This window comes from Stanieria cyanosphaera PCC 7437, assembly GCF_000317575.1.
GTDB lineage: Bacteria > Cyanobacteriota > Cyanobacteriia > Cyanobacteriales > Xenococcaceae > Stanieria > Stanieria cyanosphaera.
The window spans coordinates 1,409,517-1,432,057 of the sequence record NC_019748.1 but is presented as its reverse complement, the minus strand read 5'-3'; the positions used below and the strand labels follow the sequence as shown (position 1 = coordinate 1,432,057).

Annotated in this window: 14 protein-coding genes; 11 read left to right on the top strand and 3 right to left on the bottom strand. The window is 35.8% G+C overall.

Annotation, left to right across the window (positions count from 1 at the left end):
* Positions 1–130 precede the first annotated feature (130 nt).
* The 9 genes from STA7437_RS06230 (at position 131) to STA7437_RS06185 (ending at position 16,943) form a co-directional block, all read left to right on the top strand.
* Positions 131–1,474: an NAD(P)/FAD-dependent oxidoreductase gene (locus tag STA7437_RS06230; protein WP_015192527.1), complete on the top strand. Its 1,344-nt coding sequence runs from the start codon at positions 131–133 to the stop codon at positions 1,472–1,474.
* Between the two features lie 750 nt (positions 1,475–2,224).
* Complete coding sequence (locus STA7437_RS06225) at positions 2,225–4,045, top strand: response regulator (RefSeq protein WP_015192526.1); 1,821 nt, start codon at positions 2,225–2,227, stop codon at positions 4,043–4,045.
* Between the two features lie 579 nt (positions 4,046–4,624).
* A complete protein-coding gene (gene dnaB, locus STA7437_RS06220; protein WP_015192525.1) occupies positions 4,625–5,950 on the top strand; it encodes a replicative DNA helicase in 1,326 nt (441 codons plus the stop codon).
* Positions 5,951–6,439: 489 nt separating this feature from the next.
* Complete coding sequence (locus STA7437_RS06210) at positions 6,440–8,779, top strand: response regulator (RefSeq protein WP_015192524.1); 2,340 nt, start codon at positions 6,440–6,442, stop codon at positions 8,777–8,779.
* A 125-nt stretch (positions 8,780–8,904) separates the two neighbouring features.
* The gene (locus tag STA7437_RS24735; protein ID WP_015192523.1) at positions 8,905–11,985 is read left to right on the top strand and encodes a PAS domain S-box protein; all 3,081 of its coding nucleotides are present in this window, start codon (positions 8,905–8,907) and stop codon (positions 11,983–11,985) included.
* A gap of 2 nt (positions 11,986–11,987) precedes the next feature.
* On the top strand, positions 11,988–12,362 hold the full coding sequence (locus STA7437_RS06200) for a response regulator (protein WP_015192522.1): 375 nt from the start codon (positions 11,988–11,990) through the stop codon (positions 12,360–12,362).
* A 282-nt stretch (positions 12,363–12,644) separates the two neighbouring features.
* Complete coding sequence (locus STA7437_RS06195) at positions 12,645–13,889, top strand: FAD-dependent hydroxylase (protein ID WP_015192521.1); 1,245 nt, start codon at positions 12,645–12,647, stop codon at positions 13,887–13,889.
* Between the two features lie 188 nt (positions 13,890–14,077).
* Positions 14,078–15,373, top strand: coding sequence for a dihydrolipoamide acetyltransferase family protein (locus STA7437_RS06190; RefSeq protein WP_015192520.1), 1,296 nt, complete (start codon positions 14,078–14,080; stop codon positions 15,371–15,373).
* 424 nt (positions 15,374–15,797) lie between these two features.
* The gene (locus STA7437_RS06185; RefSeq protein ID WP_015192519.1) at positions 15,798–16,943 is read left to right on the top strand and encodes a citrate synthase; all 1,146 of its coding nucleotides are present in this window, start codon (positions 15,798–15,800) and stop codon (positions 16,941–16,943) included.
* A gap of 64 nt (positions 16,944–17,007) precedes the next feature.
* On the opposite strand, the gene STA7437_RS06180 is transcribed toward STA7437_RS06185, so the two are convergent.
* On the bottom strand, positions 17,008–19,728 hold the full coding sequence (locus tag STA7437_RS06180) for a CBS domain-containing protein (protein WP_015192518.1): 2,721 nt from the start codon (positions 19,726–19,728) through the stop codon (positions 17,008–17,010).
* Between the two features lie 208 nt (positions 19,729–19,936).
* On the opposite strand from STA7437_RS06180, the gene STA7437_RS06175 reads away from it, so the two are divergent.
* Together STA7437_RS06175 and STA7437_RS06170 are read left to right on the top strand one after the other, a co-directional pair.
* Positions 19,937–20,224, top strand: coding sequence for a type II toxin-antitoxin system TacA family antitoxin (locus STA7437_RS06175; protein ID WP_015192517.1), 288 nt, complete (start codon positions 19,937–19,939; stop codon positions 20,222–20,224).
* Positions 20,211–20,705, top strand: coding sequence for a GNAT family N-acetyltransferase (locus tag STA7437_RS06170; protein WP_015192516.1), 495 nt, complete (start codon positions 20,211–20,213; stop codon positions 20,703–20,705). Before STA7437_RS06175 ends, STA7437_RS06170 begins: the two co-directional genes overlap by 14 nt.
* Positions 20,706–20,750: 45 nt before the next feature.
* On the opposite strand, the gene STA7437_RS06165 is transcribed toward STA7437_RS06170, so the two are convergent.
* Both STA7437_RS06165 and trmB read right to left on the bottom strand, forming a co-directional pair.
* The gene (locus STA7437_RS06165) at positions 20,751–21,614 is read right to left on the bottom strand and encodes a DUF6492 family protein (RefSeq protein WP_015192515.1); all 864 of its coding nucleotides are present in this window, start codon (positions 21,612–21,614) and stop codon (positions 20,751–20,753) included.
* Positions 21,615–21,728: 114 nt separating this feature from the next.
* Positions 21,729–22,370 (bottom strand): tRNA (guanosine(46)-N7)-methyltransferase TrmB, encoded by a 642-nt coding sequence (gene trmB, locus STA7437_RS06160; RefSeq protein ID WP_015192514.1) that lies wholly within the window; start codon positions 22,368–22,370, stop codon positions 21,729–21,731.
* Positions 22,371–22,541 lie beyond the last annotated feature (171 nt).

Genomic DNA, 22,541 nt, shown 5'->3' with positions numbered 1-22,541 from the left:
TCAAAAAATCATGACAATAGTAAAACTGGTATTTTTCTATACTTACACTTTTAATTTTGCACAATACCCTTGAGGGGAAAAACTTAACTAGACCTACTATAAATCTAGTTTAAAGGAGATAAAAATTATCATGTTTCAAGAAGAAAAAAAACAATCTCTTCATCATGTAGTAATTGTCGGCGGAGGATTTGGTGGACTTTACGCAGCAAAGAGTCTTGCCAAAGCACCCGTCAAAGTTACCTTAATTGACAAACAAAACTTCCATGTCTTTCAACCGCTACTATATCAAGTTGCTACTGGTGGTTTAGCTCCGAGCAATATTTCTTCTCCTCTTAGAGCCGTACTAAAGCATAACAAAAATACTGAAGTCTTGATGGGAGAAGTAACTCAGATCGAGCCTGAGCGTCAAATAGTTAAATTAAAATATCGCGAGATTCACTATGATTCTCTAATTATTGCCACTGGTGCTAGTCCTCAATATTTTGGCAATCCCGAATGGGTAAAAAAAGCTCCAGGATTAAAAACCGTTGAAGATGCTTTAGAAATTCGCCGACGGATTTTTCTTGCCTTTGAGTCTGCTGAAAAAGAAACTATTCCTGAAAAACGCCAAGATTGGTTAACTTTTGTTTTAGTTGGTGGTGGTGCTGCTGGGGTTGAATTGGCTGGAGCGTTAGCAGAATTAACTCGTAGTACTTTAAAAGAAGATTTTCGTAATATCGATCCAGCAACAGCGAAAATTATTTTAATTCAAAGTCCAGAAAGAATTTTACCCACTTATCCCGCTCAATTATCCGAGCAAGCTCTTAACAAGCTCAAAGATTTAGGTGTGATTGTTAAAACCAAAACCAAAGTAATCGATCTTAATGAACAAGTTGTTACTGTACGCCAAGGGGAACAAATTGAGCAGATTAGAACACGTACTGTATTATGGACTGCTGGCATGAAAGCTTCTGCGATCGCTCTTAGATTATCAGAAGCGACTGGTGCAAGTTTAGATCGGATGGGTAGAGTAATTGTCTCGCCAGAATTTACAGTGGGTAAATATAACAATATTTTTGCCATCGGTGATTTGGCTCATTATCGCATTAACCAAAATCATCTTTTACCAGCAGTAGCACCCGCAGCGATGCAAGCGGGTAACTATGTGGCCAATTTAATTCAAAGTCAACTACAAGGCAAAAAAATAGCTTCGTTTCGCTATTGGGATTGGGGTAATTTAGCTGTCATCGGTAAACACGCTGCTGTGATCGATTTTGGTTTGATCAAGCTTTCTGGAATTCTAGCGTGGCTAATTTGGATGTTTATTCACGTCTTTTATCTGCTGGAATTTGATAACAAAATTATTGTCGCGATTCAGTGGGTGTGGAGTTATTTTACCAGTAACAAATGCGATCGCTTGATTGTGTCTTCGGGTATTTCTCCTAAAATCGAATTAGAACCAGAAAGAGATACCCAAGCTTTGCTACAAGTCTAATCAAGAAAGGGGGAAAAAACCCCCTAGATCAATCATACGTAATCTAATTCTAAGTTATTAATGTTTCTAATCGGACATCTCCAACAAGCTTCAAAAGCTTCATTCAAAAGCTATTGAGAGTAATTAGTAGAGGTGTCCTTAAGTTTTGTAATTGCCATGATTCAATGCTATTGACACTCCTAGGGGTGAACCGCGTGGGATTCTCGCCTCGCAACCTCTTAGCTAGTACAGCCTCATGACTTATCCTCCGCCAGAACGATTCCGCGAGCATTTTTGTTTAAACTCCACTGGCTGCCCGACAGCAGAGGAGGACTCGACGGCGACGGGGCGTACAAGGTTTCGAGGTTTCCTCGCCGTATTGAAGTCCGTGAGGACAATATTGTGGCTTATTGAAGGAAAACCTTGGCAAACCTCTCTTTCAGCGTCTTCTAGTATTTTGATATATACCAGTTCGACGCACTGACACGCCTACTTCTGGGCTTTGGAGAAGTATACCATAGATAAAGAAGGGGCTGCGACTGTAGCTTTGCGGACTGCCCGCGCAGTTTATCAGAAGCAAAAAATTAAGAATACTTGAAGTAAATCAAGAAAAGAAGCTCAATTCATGATTAGGGTTGTTACACTATGACAAAATATTGCCAATTTCAGTGAGTTATAACAATCTGATCTTAAGTAAATAGCTAGAAGAAAATAAATAGAGCCATATTGAGCCAGATCGCTTAAAAATGACAATTCGACCAGCTAACTGTAATGAGAATTTTGTTAGTAGATGATGACGAACCTTTAATGACCGCTCTAGCCAACAGTTTGATTGAACAGCATTATGCCGTCGATATCGCTACTGATGGAGAGTCTGCTTGGGAATTTATTTTACTGTTTACTTATGACTTGGTAGTCCTAGATGTCATGCTGCCTAAGTTAGATGGCATTAGTCTCTGTCGGCGATCGCGTGCGCAAGGTTATCAAATGCCAATTCTATTATTAACTTCTAAAGATAATAGTGTAGATAAAGTTAAAGGTTTTGATGCTGGTGCAGATGATTATGTAGTCAAGCCGTTTGATTTTGATGAATTGACGGCAAGAATTCGCGCTTTATTAAGAAGAGAAGGTCATTATTTCGCTCCAGTTTTAAAATGGGAAAATTTAACCCTCGATCCTAGAACTTGTGAAGTTAAATATCAAGATCAATTAATTACCTTAACTCCTAAAGAGTATAATCTTTTAGAATTGTTTTTACGCAATCCTCAGCAAGTTTTTAGTGCTGGTGCAGTGATCGAAAGATTATGGTCTTTTGAAGATCCTCCAGGTGAAGAAGCTGTTAGAACTCATATCAAAGGGTTACGACACAAATTAAAAGCTGCTAATGTTCCCAAAGACATGATTGAGACGGTTTATGGTATGGGTTATCGTCTCCGCAGTGAACCCACTTACTCAACTGTTAAACCAGAAGAACAAAAGTATCAAGCTCAAAAAACTCGACATTTAGAGGCTCTAACTAAAGCTTGGCAACAATTTAAGCCAAATATGCTCGAAAGATTGGCTGCAATTAATGCAGTTAAAGATGCTCTGATCACTAACAGTTTAACTACCCAATTACAACAACAAGCTAGAGCTTCTGCTCATAAATTAGCAGGTTCTTTAGGTAGTTTTGGTTTTCCCGAAGGTTCTAAAATTGCTAAAGTTTTAGAACAGTTATTGATAGACGAATTAGCTAGCAATGGCGATAAAATCGAGCAGTTGAGTCAATTATTAGCCGATTTAACTCAGGAAATTGAACATCAACCTTTTCATACACAGAAAAATATCACTCCTAGTCAAGGCATTTCTCTTTTAGTCATTGATAACGATCTCATTTTTGTTCAACAGTTAGCTGAGGAAGCTACAACTTGGGGCATATCTGTTGTCGTTGCGACTAATTTAGCCGAAGGGAAAAAATTACTACTTACTTACCAACCTAACGTTGTTCTGCTCAAAATAGCTCATCCCGAAGCAGAATACTTAACGTTTATGGCTCAATTACATCAACAATATCCCCTGATTCCAATTGTGACAATTTTAGCAGCAGATAATTTGACCGAAAGATTAGCAGTGATTCGTCAAGGAGGAAGTTTATTATTGCAGTCTCCTGTTACTCCTCAGCAAGCGATCGCATCAGTTAATCAGCTTTTGGCTAAAACTGGTTCTGGTGCTAAAGTGATGATTGTTGATGATGATGCTCAATTGTTAGCAGCTTTAAAAATTGCTCTAGAGGCTTGGGGATTTTACCTTTTAACTATTAACGATCTTGGGCATTTTTGGTCTGCTTTGGTCAAATTTAATCCAGATTTGTTGATTCTTGATATCGAAATGCCTGAAATTAATGGCATGGAATTATGTCAGTTATTACGTAGCGATCCTCATTGGCAAAGCTTACCAATTCTCTTTCTAACTGTTCATCATGATGATAAAACTCAACATCAAGCTTTTGCGATTGGTGCTGATGATTATTTAAATAAGCCGATTGTTCCCGCAGAATTAGCTAATCGAATTCTGAATCGTTTGGCAAGAGTTAAAAGTTTTAAAAGTTCTTAAATGAAAGTTACTTAAAATAATTACTACCAAAAAACCGAGCTTTTGTTTAAAAAGCAAATTAGTTAAGTGAACTTCTAATCATGATTTTGACTATAGCTTAAAATTCTAAGAATGAAAAAGACCTTGGGAGTCTTGCCGTGTTTCGACCCCAAAGTCTTTCTCTTTTACACTTACTCCTCACACAATTCATATAGTAAATTTATTTGAGTTTAGATAGTTACTAAGAGGTGACACTTTCTCAACTGGCATAAATGTTTTCATTTTAGTTTTTTCAGGTCAAGTCTGTTGCGGTCGCGTTAATTTTTAAACTACATTAAACATAATATAGGGTTTCTTAGTTTAGTGAAATATATCTTGCTGCTGCACCCTTGCGCTTCATATATTTAAAATAAACAACTTTGTCTTGGAATAATCTAAGAACTACCGTATCTAATATTATAGTTTTTTTTACCACTAATTTGGATAGTTAAATTAATCATTAACCCAATCGAGTTAATTAATTATTTACAGATTTTCTGAACAAAGATCACTCCGAATTTAGTTATCCTAGATAGGCATTTAGTAAAAAATAAATCAAGAGTGGAAATTAAAGACTTTCCTGCCAATATTGAAGCAGAAGAAGAAATCCTCGGTGGTATTTTACTCGATCCCGAAGCAATGGCAAGAATAGCAGATATTTTGCCGAAAGATGCTTTTTTTGTCCAAGCTCATCAAACTATTTATTACGCTGCCCAAGTACTTCATAGTCAAGGAAAACCAACAGATTTAATGGGCATTAGTACTTATTTAGCTGATCGCGAGCTTCTAGAACAAATAGGAGGAATTACTAAACTCGCTCAGTTACTCAATCGTACCATTTCCGCGGTTAATATTGATCGCTTTACTAATTTGGTGATGGATAAATATATTCGTCGCGAATTAATTAAAGCTGGTCATGAAATTGTCGGTTTGGGTTATGAAACAGCTACAGAATTAGAAACTGTACTCGATCAATCAGAACAGAAAATTTTTCGTTTAACTCAAGAACGACCCCAACAAGGTTTAGTTCCTATTTCTGATAGTTTGATTCAAACTTTTAATACGATTGAAAATTTACATCAGCAAATTGCTTTACCTGGAATTCCTTCTGGTTTTTACGATTTGGATGCCTTTACCAGTGGCTTTGGTCGTTCCGATTTGATTATTATTGCTGGTAGACCTTCTATGGGAAAGACTAGTTTTTCTCTTAATATTGCAGCCAATATTGCTAAAGAATATAAAATGCCTGTGGCTGTTTTTAGTTTAGAAATGTCACGGGAACAATTAGCCCAAAGACTGCTAGCTAGTGAAGCAAAAATTGCTAGTAATCGTCTTAGATCTGGCAGAATTAGCCAACAAGATATTGAAGCGTTAGTTAATGCGGTTGGTAATTTATCAGAGTTACCAATCTATATTGATGATACAGCTAATTTATCAGTTCTCCAAATGCGATCGCAAGTTCGTCGTTTACAAGGACAACTAAAACAAGATTTGGGTTTAGTTTTATTAGATTATTTACAGTTGATGGAAGGCGGGAGTGATAACCGAGTTCAAGAATTATCTAAAATTACTCGTTCTCTCAAAGGTTTGGCACGTGAAATTAATGTCCCAGTTATTGCCTTATCTCAGCTTAGTCGCGGTGTTGAACAAAGAACCAATAAACGTCCAATGTTATCAGATTTGAGAGAAAGTGGTTCAATTGAGCAAGATGCGGATTTAGTAATTATGCTTTATCGAGATGAATATTATAATCCCGATACACCCGAACAAGGTATTGCTGAAGCAATTATTACTAAACATAGGAATGGCCCTGTTGGTACAGTGAAATTGTTATTCAAATCTGAACTTACCAAGTTTGAGAGTTTAGCCAGACCAAATCATTATTAAATTGATGTTTCAAAATAAAATAAAAACTATCATTTTTAATCTTTTGATAGTATGTTAAAGATTGAAGCCATCTTATTTGATTTGTAAACCTAATCGTCAAAGAGATGGGCAGCAAGGATGTAAAAGTTCAGTTAATCACTTTTTCATGAATGATGTAGGACTGGTAAAACATCTATTTTGTCAGGATAATTTCAAAAAACTTTTTTTTATTTTTTGTAATATTTTTAAATGTAATGATATAACTATTAATCTAAGCTTCTTGGTTGAGAAAAATTTAATTAAGTTAGTAAAGTTAGCATAAAAAAAATCACTGACAACTGGAATTAATATTGAGTTTTTACTACTCGCTTTGAAGGGTAGAATAACTAAGTAAATCTCAATTTTTGCTTCATTTGCGGTAGGATACAAACAGTAGGATACTCAATTGCTATTTGAATGCAATAAGTTAGGTATCCTAAAGAAAATAATATTCGTGGCAACAAGAAAACCATGAAAATTTTGCTGATTGAAGATGATGAAAGTCTCGCTAATTTAGTACAAGAAACTTTGACCAAACAACAGCATTATTTAGTCGATTGCGCTACAGATGGGTTAGAAGGGTTAGAATTAGCTGAAAACTTTGGATATGACTTAATTCTTTTGGATTTAGTTCTACCAAAGCTAGACGGAATTCAACTATGTCAGAAACTCCGTTCCCAAGGCGATCGCACACCAATTTTACTTCTAACTGCTCAAGATGCTCTAACTAAAAAAGTCAAAGGTTTAGATGCTGGTGCTGATGATTATTTAGTAAAACCTTTTGAACTTGACGAGTTATTAGCTCGAATTCGAGCTTTATTGAGGCGAGGAAATGATACTTTATTACCAATTTTACACTGGCAAGGACTTAATCTTGACCCTAATAGTTGCCAAGTAAACTACTGCGATCAACCGCTTAAATTAACAGCTAAAGAATATGCTTTATTAGAATTATTTTTACGTCATCCTCAACGAATTTTTAGTCAAAGTTCTTTATTAGATCAAATTTGGTCTTTTGATGAATTTCCTTCAGAAAATGCTGTAAGAACACAAATTAAAGGCTTACGACAAAAACTAAAGCAAGTAGGTGCTTCAGCAGACTTTATTGAAACTATTTATGGAATGGGATATCGCTTAAAACAATCAGCAACCGCATTTACCGAGCCAACCAAATCAAAAATTGTCAAGCCTAAACAATCAGCTACCAAACTTCCTGATTTAAATAATATTTGGCTACAACATCGTGCTAAATATCTTGCTCATCTGGAAACTTTAACACAAGCAATTCAATTTTTAAAAAATGAACTTAATGCAAAAAACTCTCTAGCTGAAGCAATACAAATTGCTCATACTTTAGCTGGTTCTTTAGGAACTTTTGGGTTGAAAAAAGCTTCAAAATATGCTGGTCAAATCGAGCAAAAATTAAAAAATTATTCCCAGTTAACTGTTGATGATTTTAATCTTTTAGAACAATTAATTGAAAAATTAAATCGAGAATTAAATCAATCTTTTAAGACCTCTGATAATCTTTTATTTTTAACTCCTCGTCCTCGGACAACTACCTATCGACATAAACTTCTCATTATTGATGATGATTCAGCACTCACTCAAGTTTTAATGAGTGAAGCTAACACTTGGGGTTTAGAAACTACAGTCGCTAATAATTTAGAACAAGCCAGAAAAATTGTTAATCAAAATATTCCAGATATCGTTTTATTAGACTTATTTTTTCCTGAAGCTATAGAGGGAGGCTTTGAATTATTAGAAGAATTAACCACCAAACAACCACCGATTCCAACGATTGTTTTTACTGCTAAAGAAAGTTTAACTACTAGAGTCAAAGTAGCTCGTTTGGGTGGTAAATTATTTTTACAAAAACCAATCTCTTCCTATCAAGTTTTAGAAGCGATCGCACAAGTGTTAGAACAGTTTTATCCTTCTGTTGCCAAAATTTTGGTGGTGGATGAACAACAAAAAACTTTAGACGAACTTCGTCAGCTTTTAGCACCTTGGGGATTTCAAGTCATTCTTCTAGCAGATTCTCGCCAGTTTTGGCAAATTATCGAACAATCGCTCCCAGATTTAGTTATTCTTCAATTAGAATTACCTGAAATTAGCGGAATTGAATTATGTCAAGTAGTACGCAACGATCCTAATTGGCATCAGTTACCGATTTTGGCAATTTCTCAAAGTCAAGATGAACAGATGATTCAACAAGCTTTTGCTGCTGGTATTGATGATTATCTCTGTTTACCTCTTAATCCTCAACAATTAATTACTCGCATCTTTAATCGTTTAGATAAAGAAAGATATCGTCGTCAACAAAGTGAAATAGATACCTTAACAGGAGTTTTAAATCGCAAAGCTTTTATTCTGCAAATCAATCGATTACTCAATCTAGCAAAACGACAAGACAAACCTTTGTGTTTTATTGTGATCGATCTAGACAATTTTAAACATATCAATGACTGTTATGGACACGATGCTGGCGATCTTGTTTTACGTTATTTGGGCAAACTTCTCAACCAACTGTTTAGAAAAGAAGATGTTGTAGCACGTTGGGGAGGCGAAGAATTCGTTCTCGGTTTATATGATGTCTCCCAAGAATCGGGCAATCATAAATTGGAACACTTACTTGCTACCTTTTGTCAACATAATTTTACTGATTCTCGCGACCGCAAATTTCAAGTTAGTTTTAGCGGTGGTTTGGCAGAATATCCTCGTGATGGACAACATTTAGAAACTCTCTATCAAGTCGCAGATCGACGACTTTATCAAGCAAAAGCTCAAGGCAAAAATTTAATCGTCTAACATAATGTATTAATAAATATTAAAAAATACCAAGCTATTTCTTAAAACTTAATAAATTATCATTACCTTGAATGGTATAGATATCTCATATATATATTAAAGGTATGATCGCAGGAGACTAACCGATGAAAATACCAAAACAAGAAATTAATCGTCTCCTGGCTAGTGTTGCTTTAGGAATTAGACAGTCTCTCGACTTAGAAGAAATTTTACACAAAAGTGTCGCAGAAGTTCGTGATTTCTTAGAATGCGATCGCGTCATTATCTATCGCTTTTATCCTGATTGGAGTGGTGCTGTAATTGTAGAATCAGTAGCTCAGTCCCAATGGTCAATTCTGGGCAGTAGAATAAAAGACCCTTGTTTTGAAAACACTTGGGTAGAATACTATCAACAAGGTAACGTTACAGCCAGAACGGATATTAATCAAATCACAATCGATCCATGTTATCAAGAGCTATTACAAAACTTTAACGTTACTGCTAATTTAGTCGTCCCAATTATACAAACAACTTCTAATCAAACTATTCAATTATGGGGTTTGTTGATTGCTCATCAATGTCAACATTCTCGAGAATGGCAAGAAGTAGAAATTGAATTTCTCAAACAATTAACTACTCAAATTGGTATTGCGATCGCTCAAGCTGAACTGTTAGCTCTGACTAAATACGAACTCAGACAACGACAATTAGCTCAACAAAAAGTTCAACAAGCTCGACATTTTTTACAAACAACGATCGATCACCTTCCTGTGGCAGTTTTTGTCAAAGATGCTAGTCAATCTAACTTTGGTAAATTTTTACTCTGGAATAAAGCTAGCGAAAGAATGTTTGGCTTAAGGGCAGAGCAAGCATTGGGAAAAACTGTCTACGATTATTTTTGTTTTTCTGAAGCAAACTTATTAAATCAACAAGACCAACAAGCCTTTGAAACCAGAACCGTAATTGAAATTCCCGAGCAAATTATTACAATTGGTACGCTTGGGAAAAAAATTCTTCGTACTACCAAAGTACCTATTTTTGATGATCTTGGTCAACCAGAATATTTACTTTGTATTGCTGAAGATATTACTCGTCGTCATCAAGCTGAAGTTCAATTGCAGCAAAAATCTGAAGAATTAGCAGCTTTTAGCTCTAACCTCAAACAACTACATCGTTTAAATACCACTAACTACGCCACTTTTGACCAATTATTTCACGACTATGTGCAAACGGGATGTCGAATTTTTGGTTGTTCTACAGGAATTGTTAGTCATATTGAAGGTGATATTTACACTATTTACGCCGTTACCTCTGATTTAACGAGTTTAAGTCCGAATCAACAATTTGAGTTAGGCAATACCTATTGTGCCGAAGTAGTGAAGCAAAAAAAAACGATCGCTTATCATTGTGTTGGTACTATTGAAGAACTACGCTCTCATCCTGTCTATCAAAACTTTAAGTTAGAAACTTATATCGGAACACCAATTTTTGTAGAACAAGCAATCTACGGAACACTTAATTTTTCCTCTACTAAAATTAGAAATCTTCCTTTTACCAGCCACGAACGAGAAATTATTGAAATGATGGCTCAAAGTATTGGTAAATTTATTAATGCTCATCAAATCGAATTGCAACGTCAGCAAGCAGTAGTAGAACTGCAACAAGCTAAACAAGAATTAGAAGACAGAGTTAAACAACGTACCGAAGAACTAAGTCAAACCAATCAGCGTTTGCAACAAGAACTCTACCAAAGACAACAAGCACAAGTTGCTTTAGAAGAAAGTGAAGCTCGTTTTCGGTCGATGGTGAACAGCTTTCCCATGTTGGTTTGGGTTTCAGGAAGTGATAGTCACTCTACCTTTTTTAACCAAGCTTGGTTAGAGTTTACAGGGCGAACCATGGCAGAAGAATTAGCGCATGGTTGGTCAGAAGGAGTGCATCCTGACGATCAATCACAGTATTTCAATACCTATCAAACTGCCTTTAATAATCGTCAACCTTTTCAATTAGAATATCGTCTCAAACGGGCTGATGGTGAATATCGCTGGATGCTTGATTATGGTGCGCCCAGATTTAGACCTGATGGTAGTTTTGCAGGTTTTATTGGTTCTTGTTTAGATATTAGCGATCGCAAACAAATTGAAGCTACTCTACAAGAATCGGAAAAACGCTGGCGTACTTTATTGGAAAATGTGCGTTTGTTAGTAATTGGCATGGATCTGCAAGGTCGCCTTGATTATGCTAATCCATTCTTTTTAGAGCTAATGGGATACACAGTCACCGAAGCAATTGGTAAACATTTTATCGATTTAGTTCATCCTCAAAATCGTCAGGAAGCTGTAAAAATTTTTCAATCTATTATTCAACCGAATTCTCCTTACTATTATCATCATCAAAAAATTCTGCTAACTAAATCAGGAGAAGAAAAAAGAATTAGTTGGAATAGTACTCAAATGTGCGATCTTCAAGGAAAACCAATCGGAATGATGTGCATTGGTGAAGATATTACAGCACGTCATGCTATGGAACGAATGAAGGATGAATTTATTTCTGTGGTTAGTCATGAATTACGTACTCCTTTGACTTCTATTCATGGTGCTTTGGGTTTACTTGTGAGTGGAATTGTACAGCCTCAATCTGAACAAGGACAACGGATTATTAAAATTGCAGCAGAAAGTACCGAAAGTCTTGTTCGCTTAGTTAACGATATTTTAGAATTAGAGCGACTCGAATCTGGCAAAATTGACTTAATCAAAAAAATAGTTCAGGTTCAAGAAATAATGTTGAAAGCAATTGAACTTGTTCAATTAATAGCTAATCGAGCCGGAATTATTTTAGAAGTTACCAACCAAAACTTAGAATTTTATGGCGATTGCGATCGCATAGTTCAAGTTTTGACTAATCTTTTAACTAACGCCATCAAATTTTCTGAAAGAGGTTCTCGCGTTTGGCTGGATGTAGTTCAACAATCAGACCAAATTCTTTTTGTTGTTCAAGACCAAGGTAGAGGTATACCTTCAGATAAACTAGAAACTATCTTTGAACGTTTTCATCAAGTTGATGCTTCTGATTCTCGGCGCAAAGGTGGAACTGGTCTAGGATTGGCAATCTGTCGTAATATTGTCGAACAGCACGGCGGAAAAATTTGGGCAGAAAGTATTTACGGCAAAGGAAGTAATTTCTTTTTCACTATTCCTTTAGTTAAAGCTGATGAGATAAATAATTAATTATGTCTAACAAACGAATTTTAGTTGTTGATGACGATGATGGTATTCGAGAAGTAATTCAAATATGTTTAGAAGCGATCGCTGGGTGGGAAGTAATTCCTGTATCTTCTGGTGCAGAAGGATTAAAACAAGCCGAACAACAACAACCAGATGCTATTTTACTTGATGTGATGATGCCGTGTATGGATGGCATTACTACTTTTAAACAACTCCAAATTAATCAAAAAATTCAGCATATTCCTACTATCTTACTAACGGCTAAAGCTAAAATAAGTGAGCAAAAACAATTACAAAATTTGGGAGTTGCTGGTGTAATTGTTAAACCTTTTGAACCACAAAATTTAATCAACCAAATTAAAAATATTCTTAATTGGTAAATATTAGCAAAAATTACCGGCATTCTTCCCATATCAACTAACTACATTATGATTAAAGTCTATAACTTTAAAAAAACAATTATTTCGTAAAAAATAGCTACCGCGATCGCTCTTAACCAAAAACTTCAAGACAATGTAGATAAAATCAATCAGCTTACCTCAAATAAATTAACCTTCTGCCCACTGCCTTTAATTGATAACTGATAACGCCTTGTATTTCGATGCCGATAGCGTCACAATAATAGTAAATATATATATCTTTTTCTTAAAATTTACTAAAAAATGGCATTAAAACAGCAAACTAGTAGTAGAGACACAAAATCTAATGCTCTTGATTGCGATCTAGTTATTGTTGGTGGCGGTATCGTTGGTGCAACCTTAGCTTCTGCCTTAAAAGACTCTGGGTTGAAAATTTTGATTGTTGAAGCCAACCCATTAGAAGTAGTCGCTTCTAGAAGGCAGGCTTATGCTCTATCACTTCTTTCTGGACGTATTTACGAAGGAATTGGAGTTTGGCAGAATATTTTACCCAAAATAGCTAAATTTCGTAATATCAGACTTTCTGACGGTGAATACCCGCAAATAGTTAAATTTAATCGAACAGAGTTAGATACAGAATTTTTAGGCTATGTTGCTGAACATAAAGTTGTTTTGACTGCTTTACAAGAATTGATTGCTCAGTGTCCGAACATCACTTGGTTGTGTCCAGCCAAAGTAATCGAAGTTGAGTCACAAAATACTTTTAGCGAAATAAAAATTAACCTGAATGGTACAACTAAAACCATTAAAACTAAATTAATCATAGGAGCAGATGGCTCGCGATCGCGTATTCGTAGTTTAGCAGGAATTAAAACTCGCGGTTGGAAATATTGGCAGTCTTGTGTAGCTTTTACAATTAAACACACTGCACCACAAAACGATATTGCTTTTGAAAAATTTTGGTCAACTGGACCGATGGGAATATTACCTCTACCAGGAAATCGCTGTCAAATTGTCTGGACTCATCCCCATGCCGAAGCTAAAGCGATACAGCAGTTGAACGAACAAGAATTTCTTGAAAAACTTAATTACTATACAGGCGGTTTATTAGGTGAAATTGAATTAATCAGCGATCGCGCTGTTTTTCCTGTACAATTAATGCAATGCGATCGCTATGTGCAATCGAGAATAGCTTTAGTAGGAGATGCTGCTCATTGTTGTCATCCTGTTGGAGGACAAGGATTAAATTTGGGTATTAGAGATGCAGCAGCTTTAGCTCAGATTTTACAACAAGCTCATCAACAAAGTGAAGACATTGGGGAACTTCAAGTTTTAAAACGTTATGAAAATTGGCGTAAACGAGAAAATTTAACTATATTAGGATTTACTGACTTTTTAGACCGTACTTTCTCCAATAGTTTCCTTCCCATAGTAGTAATTCGTCGTTTTGGTTTATGGTTAATGAATAACTGTCAACCACTAAAAATATTTGCTCTCAAATTAATGACAGGTTTAAAAGGTCGTACTCCGCAACTAGCGCAACGCTAGATGTTAATATCAAAGATTGTTGTAATTAATTAAGCAATCAAGATAGTTATTGGTCATTAGTCGTTGATTGTTAGTTATTCAATCATTTAAAAATACTAGCCAGACTTACAAAAGGCAAATAACTAAAAACTGATTCCAGCCACACCAATTGTTTTGTTTTTTTATTAAAAGAGAAAAAGACTACTGCTATGATTCACGATATATTTATGCCGGCTCTTAGCTCCACCATGACTGAAGGAAAAATTGTTGAATGGACAAAAGCTCCAGGAGACAAAGTAGCCAAGGGTGAAACTGTGGTAGTGGTAGAGTCGGATAAAGCCGACATGGATGTAGAGTCCTTTAATGAAGGTTATTTAGCGGTTATTTTAGTTGAAGCAGGAAAAGAAGCACCTGTAGGAAATGCGATCGCTCTTTTAGCAGAAACTGAAGCAGAAATCGAAGAAGCCAAACAAAAAGCTGCTTCACTCCAGGGAGGTTCTAGCTCTCCTGCTGCTCCTCAATCAAAACCTACTCCTGTAGCTACTCCTGGTGCTGTTGCTGACAATGCAACCTCTACCACCCAAACTACAAGCAATGGCAGAATTGTCGCTTCTCCACGCGCTAGAAAACTAGCTAAAGAATTTGGTGTTGATTTAAAAACAATTCAAGGCAGTGGTCCCTACGGTAGAATTGTTGCTCACGATATCGAACAAGCAGCAGGTAAAACTCCCACTCCTACTTCAGTAGCATCTCAACCAGTAACCGCACCTGTAGCACCGCCCCCAGTATCTCGTCCCGTTACACCTTCTCCAGCACCCGTTAGCGTTACTCCTGGTGAAACTGTACCACTTAATACTCTCCAAAAAGCTGTGGTACAGAATATGATGATGAGTTTGCAAGTACCTACTTTCCACGTCAACTACACCATCACTACTGATGCTTTAGATCAACTCTACAAACAAATTAAGTCTAAAGGAGTAACAATGACAGCTTTACTCGCTAAAGCAGTAGCGGTTACTTTGGCAAAACACCCGATAGTTAATGCTAGCTATAGTGAAGGAGCAATTAAATATAATTCAGAAATCAATATTGCTGTTGCAGTAGCAATGGAAGGCGGAGGTTTAATCACACCTGTTTTACGCAATGCCGACAAGCTTGATCTTTATTCTCTCTCTCGCAGTTGGAAAGATTTAGTCGACCGTTCTAGACTCAAACAACTACAACCAGATGAATATAGCACTGGTACTTTTACCCTATCTAATTTAGGTATGTTTGGCGTAGATCGTTTTGATGCCATCTTACCTCCTGGACAAGGTTCAATCCTAGCAGTTGGTGCTGCTCGTCCCCAAGTCGTAGCGAATGAACAAGGATTAATCGGTGTTAAACGTCAAATGGTAGTTAATATGACCAGCGATCATCGTATTATTTATGGCGCACAAGCTGCTTCTTTCTTACAAGATCTAGCTAAGTTAATTGAAACAGAACCACAATCTTTAACTCTTTAATTGATTTCAATTGAATCTGGTAGGGATGATTGATCAATTGTCCCTACTTTTTTGCCTACAACCTGAAGATTATCTTTTATAAGTAATTAAGCAAATTTATAAATTGGATCAAGCTCTCAACCAGACCAAAGAAATTGAGAACCTTGTTACATATAGTCTTAAGCCCATCTGATAATATACTACAAATAATCTAACTAGTATGAAATTTATAGTGTCAGAATAACTAGTCATAAACGCTTGTTAAATTCGATTTAAAAAAGTAATTGAGAAATCAATGAGAAACAGATAAGCTAAGGAACAGCCACACTATCTCACTGGAGCTATTTTTTTCGGTTAAGACAAATTTAAAAGATAAGGTAGCTTCAGAATCTGTTATTCATCACGAATATATCTTCATCTTGTTTATTTATAGGAAAAGCTATCTATGACAACTACATTTTTTTGTGAATATAAACCAGGGTTAGAAGGAATACCTGCTGCCAAGTCTAGCATTAGTCATGTTGATGGGCAAAAAGGGATTTTAGAATATCGCGGTATTAACATTGAAGAATTAACAAAGAAAGGAAGTTTCCTCGAAACCGCTTACCTGTTAATTTGGGACCGACTACCGACTAAAGAAGAACTAAAACAATTTGAAACAAATATTCTTTATCATCGACGCATCAAATACCGTATTCGGGACATGATGAAATGTTTTCCTGAAACTGGACACCCAATGGATGCACTACAAACTTCGGCAGCAGCGTTAGGACTATTTTATTCTCGTCGCGCATTGGATGACCCTGAATATATTAGAAAAGCTGTAGTTCGTTTGCTAGCAAAAATTCCGACAATGGTAGCAGCGTTTCATCAAATGCGAAAAGGAAACGATCCAATTCAACCTAATGACGAGTTAGATTATGCTGCTAATTTTTTATATATGTTGACAGAGAGAAAACCCGATCCTCTAGCAGCGAGAATATTTGATGTCTGTTTGACTCTTCATGCCGAACATACGATTAATGCTTCGACTTTTTCAGCAATGGTAACAGCGTCTACTCTTACCGATCCTTATGCAGTAATAGCATCAGCAGTAGGTACTTTAGCCGGCCCTCTTCATGGAGGAGCTAACGAAGAAGTATTATTAATGTTGGAAGAAATTGGTTCAATCGAGAATGTCCGTCCTTATGTGGAAAAATGTATTGCCAACAAGCAAAAAATAATGGGTTTTGGACACAGAGTGTATAAAGTAAAAGATCCTCGTGCTACGATTTTGCAAGATTTAGTTAAACAATTATTTGGGGAAACTGGTCAAGACCCTTATTATGATATTGCCGTAGAATTAGAAAGAGTAGTTGAAGAGAATTTTGGTCACAAAGGAATTTATCCTAATGTAGATTTTTACTCTGGTTTAGTTTATCGCAAACTAGGTATTCCTGATGATTTGTTTACTCCCATTTTTGCGATCGCTCGTGTGGCTGGTTGGTTGGCACATTGGAAAGAACAATTAGCTGTTAACCGTATTTTCCGTCCCACTCAAGTTTATACTGGCGTTCACAATGCTCCATATATTCCTATTGAAGAACGTTAATTTCAGTTCATCAATCCAATACCGAGTAGTTCTATAATTGCTCGGTTTTTTTATTTGTTTACTCTTAATAATTTTGTTGAATAAAAGCTTCTGCTTCTGTATAACTATGAATTTTGCCATCCAAAGTTGCTATTAATAAATTATCGAGTATTTGTTTGTAAATTGGCCCTGGTTGATAACCCAGATTTTTAAGATCGTTACCGTTTAAAAGTGGTTCAACTTTTGCCAATCGAGTCAAATATTGCCAAATAGTACGACGAATTGATTTAGAAGTTCGTACTGATAATAAGATTAAACTTACATATTTATATTGACGCAGTAATAAATATATTTCACTTTTACGCTGATAATGAGGTAGTTTTTCTATTACTTCAGTTTCTATTTGTTCTAGTTTTTTGAGTCTTTGAAGACTATCTTTAGGTAATTGTAAATTAGTGGCTACTTTGATTCTTTCCGATGGGTTTAGGTGAGCAATTAATACTTCTAATCTGATTAACCAGTGGTCAAAATTATTTTCTGGATCAATGATTTTTAACCAACGAGAAACACAACGAATTTGCCACCACAATTGATTAGTTAAAATTAAATCTTGATGCAGACAGCGTAAGGCTTCTAAGTCTGCTAGTAATTGTAAAGCTGGTTTCCAATATTCCGCTTGTAAAATATATTTTAATTCTGTTCTTAATCTAGTAGTTAAGGCTGGTGCTTGCTGATTTTCTAATCTCAATCTTTCGTAAACACCACTTGCGATCGCATAACGAATATATTCTTCTGTTTGTGATTCAATGGTAAAACCTAAACGTACCGCAAATCTTACCGCGCGATAAATACGGGTAGGATCTTCGATAAAACTATTGGGATGAAGCACGCGAATTTGACGCGATCGCAGATCTAGCAAACCACCAAAAAAGTCTAATAAGTCTCCTTTCCTGGAAAATTCACCTTTCTTAGGTGAGGTTAATCTAACTGCCAGGGCATTAATCGTAAAATCTCGACGATACAAGTCCTGACGAATCGAACTAGCTTCTACTTCAGGGTTAGCTGCGGGATAAGGATAAAATTCGGTTCTAGCTGTGGCAATATCAATCCAAAGGTTACCTAAAGTAGGATCTTTGTGCCACAGTAAGGCAGCAGTTTGAAACTCACCATGTACTGATAAACGCGCTTGGGGATACATCTGTTGTATCTTTGAAGCCAATTCTAATCCTGCACCATCATCGGTAGCACGGTGAAAACCATCAACCACGAGATCGATATCTTGTAGAAGTAAAGGTTGATTTGCTTCGGTTAATAATAAATCTCTAACACCACCACCAACTAGATAAAGATGCCAACCTCTACTTTGCGCTTCATTACTAGCTTGTTCTAATAATCGCCAAATTTCTGGGGCTAGTCTAGCTTTAATTGTAGGTAAGAGACAGGAAGTAAGAGGTTGTTGATTTCCTTGAGGTTTTTCTTCTCGCTCTTGATGTAACTGCCTTAAAACATCAGTACGAGTTACAATTCCGATTAATTGCCCCCGATCTAAAACAGGTAATCTTCCCACATCATAAGTTACCATCAAAGATTCTATTTCTGGTAAGGAAGTCTCAGGAGTGATGGTTTTTAAATTTCTTGTCATGTAGCCTTTAACTGGGGCATGACTAAAACCATGATGTAAAGCTATATCCAAATCTCTGCGGGAGATCACTCCTACCAAACAGTCATTTTCATCTACTACCGATAAACCTGAATGCCCATAGCGAAATAAAATTCTTTGTGCCTGTTCGATGGTAGTATCAGGGCGAATAGTTCTAACTGGAGAAGACATTAAATCTCTAGCTGTAGGAGGTTGGGGGATTTGTGTTTGTAGTTGTTCAACTAACTGTTGAAAAAAAACTTTTGGTTCATTAGTACTAGTTGTCAAAGAAGCTGCTTGAGGATGTCCCCCACCACCATGAGATTCAAACAGTAGATTAAGATTAGTCTGAGGAATTTGCGATCGCCCGATGACAGTTAACCTTTGACTTGACTTTTCTGTAGTAGAATTTTGATTTCGATTATATTCATGTCCGAGTAAAAGTGCGTCGCTTTCAGTAAGATCCATCAAACGTGAGGCAAGGCTAGATAAACCAGGAATAAATTCATCGGTTTTTAGTAAGACTGAAGCAATAGTGTAGCCTTGAATAATTGATCTTTGCAGTTTTTCTAGTGCTTCTTTTAATAGTGTTTGTAATTGAGGAGACAAACCTGGTTCAACGTATTCAGCAATAATTTTGATATTCGCTCCCACTGACAACAACCATGCTAATGCTTGGGCATCACGGGCAGTAGTTTGTTCAGAAGTAAAAGAACAAGTATCAACATGAACTCCTAATGCCATTGCTGTCGCTTCAAAAGGAGTTAATTCAATTGCTTCTGATTGTAATAATTCTGCGATGATGGTAGTTGTCGAACCCACTGCATCAAGATGTTTAACTGTCGCAGGAATATCCGATTCAGCATTGAGATGATGGTCGTAAATTTCGATAGAATTTAAATGCTTGAGATCTAACCATTCTGAACTTTTTCCCAAGCGATCGCGTTTTTGGGTATCTACTACGAAAATCGAACGAATTGCTTGAGTATTAACGCTACGAGATTCAATTAAAGGAAATTCATCCCGATGTAAAGCTAAAAAATCTTTTACTGTAGGATGCGCGCCTCCAGTTAAAACTATTTTCGCTCCTTTTTTCAACCGAGATAAGCCTACTGCTGCACCTAAAGCATCAAAATCGGCTGTTTGATGACACAAAATTAAATCCATCGCTCATACTCAATAACCATCTATCTACATCATCTACTGATTTGACAGCAAGTGTGATCTTGCAGTTGTTGAATTGATCAGATTACAAAATTTTGTTTTAAGGCAAAAAACTACCTGGCAGAAGAATTGAATCATGCAGTCTTGTTCGTGGTGACATTTTGTCACCAAGTTTGGTTACAATAAGATTGTAATTTCACACTTAATTGTTATGTCTAGTAGTACTAAAAATGATGCTCGCGTAACTGCGAGGATTCCTCAGCAAATCAAAGAAACTTTAGAACAGGCTGCTATTTTATCTGGTGCAACTTTAAATCAATTTATTGTGGCAGCAGCCATTAAAGAAGCCCAACAAATTCTAGAAGCAGACAGAGCGATCAAGTTATCTCAACAAGATGCAGAGAAAGTGTTTTCGCTCTTAGAAAATCCTCCGACTCCCAATGAAAGATTGAAAACTGCTGCTGCCAAACATAGAGCATTTTTCCATGAAACTGATTAAATTGCTGGATACTTCCCATAATCGCGATAATTTTGATTGCGGTAGCGAAGCTCTCAATCGTTATCTTCAGCAAACAGCCAGACAACACAATACAAAAGGAATCTCTCGTACTTTCGTTTTAATAGATTCAGAACAACCCCAGACAATAATTGGCTTTTTTACTTTAGCTCTTTGCGAAGTTCATGCCACACAATTACCGAATAAGTGGAGCAAAAAATATTCTGCTACCATCGCAGGAGTAAAATTAGCCAGGTTAGCTGTAGCCAAAACTTACCAACGCCAGGGAATTGGCGAGATTTTGATGGTAGAAGCGATGAAAAGAGCGTTAATTATTGCGGATAATGCAGGAGTCATCGGCTTGTTTGTCGATGCTAAAGATGAAGCAGCTAAAGAATATTACCATCGGTATGATTTTGTAAGTCTTGAAGATAATCCTTTGAAAATGTTTCTTCCTCTAGCTACAATTCGAGAAATTATCTAATTTCTTATAGCTTTTTAACGATGTAATTAATTGTGCGAGGGCTATTTACAATTTTTGTTCTTTAATATATTTCTCATAACGACTTACTGGCATACCTGCTTTAGCCGAAATCATCACCGCAATATGATCGTTAGTAACTTCGGAAAAAAACTGCTGTAACTGTTGATCAGACATCGATTGAGGAGTCCAGTATTCATGGCAATTTTTGACTGGATCATAAAAATGACCTGATTTTTCTTTTAATACTTGATCAACAAAAGTTCCATACAAAAGATATTCAGAAAGATGCCAAGATTTAGCAATAGTTTTAATCCATTCTTGATTAGAAATTTCTTCTATATAATTATGTAATTTAAAGACATTATCCTTTTTCCAAGTAATCACATTTCCTAAATAATTAGGTACTGGACGTGGTAAGCGAGGTAACTGCAATAAATCACACGCCACATCACTCCAGGCAGATAATTCAGAACCAGCAGCGATCGCATCAGGTTCGCGAAAGAGTCTAACTTGATGATCTACAATAAAATTTTTAGTATCAAAAGGACGAATAAAAGCAACATCTGAATCTACAAAAATTAAAACTTCTTCAGCAACATCTTTGGCAATAGAAAGTTTAACTAATTGTTGAATAAACCAGTTTCTTAATGGTAAAGTTTTGAAACTAAACCAGCCGTTTTTTAGAAAAGGAATTTTTTTAATCCACCAAGGTAAAACTGATTCTACTGTAATAATTTCTGTATTAGCTTTTTTTAGTTGAGAAAAAAGTCTTTCATCTTTTTGATCAACAATGATATAATGATTGATTGGGGATTGATTAAATTGAGTAATAGTTTCAGATAAAAGACGACATCTATCAAAATCCTTAACGTAGCTAGGGGTAATGATACAACAAGTTTGATTTTTCATACATTTTATTTTTTCCCATCAAAGAACTTCAAGACTTGTTCAAACAACTAGTCCAAAATAGTAGTTAAATTAAATTTAATAATTAATTTATTAATTAAAAATACTTTACTTTTCTTAATTCGTCAATTTTTTATATAAAACTCGGTATACAGGTAAATTATCTGCAAGCACATATAATTCTCGTTCTGTTGGTATTGGTAAAGGATTATAATCCAACCAAGTTGTTTGATGTTGTTGAACTAAAGCAGAATGGGCAGAAAAGCGGACTTTCATTTCTCTGGCAACTTCTTCAATATCTGATTGTAAAAAGATTATGCCACCTTCAACTAAATAATCCACTAAAATATTGACTAATTCTGGTTGGACAACTCGACGTTTATTATGTTTTTTCTTAAACCAAGGATCGGGAAACTGAATGGTAATATATTTAACAGTATTATCTGGGAAAGAATTAAGTATTAACGAAGTAGAAGTATTAATATTACCAAAGAGATAATGAAGATTAGTTAAACCTAATTCGTCTCTGATTTGATTAGCATCTTTGACTAAAGATTCACGAATTTCAATGCCTAAAAAGTTGATTTCTGGTTGAAGTTGTGCCATTTGTAGCAAAAACTTTCCTCTAGCACAACCAATATCTAGATGTAGAGGAAGATTGGGATTTTGATAAATTGTATTCCAATCTGGAAGTTGGATTGGTTGTTGAAATTTACGACTAAGGGGATTAACGTGTTGACGAATACGAACTTTAGGCAATGTTACTTCCTCTATTGACGAAAAAAATTTTATTTCAATATTTATAGTAATTTTTGTTGATAATAAAGTTGTTGCTTAAAAAGCTTAATCAAATTCTTAGCAACACTATTATTTACTTCTCCACTTGCTAAGATACCAGATGTTTGGGTGAAAACTCTAGGTTTACCTAGT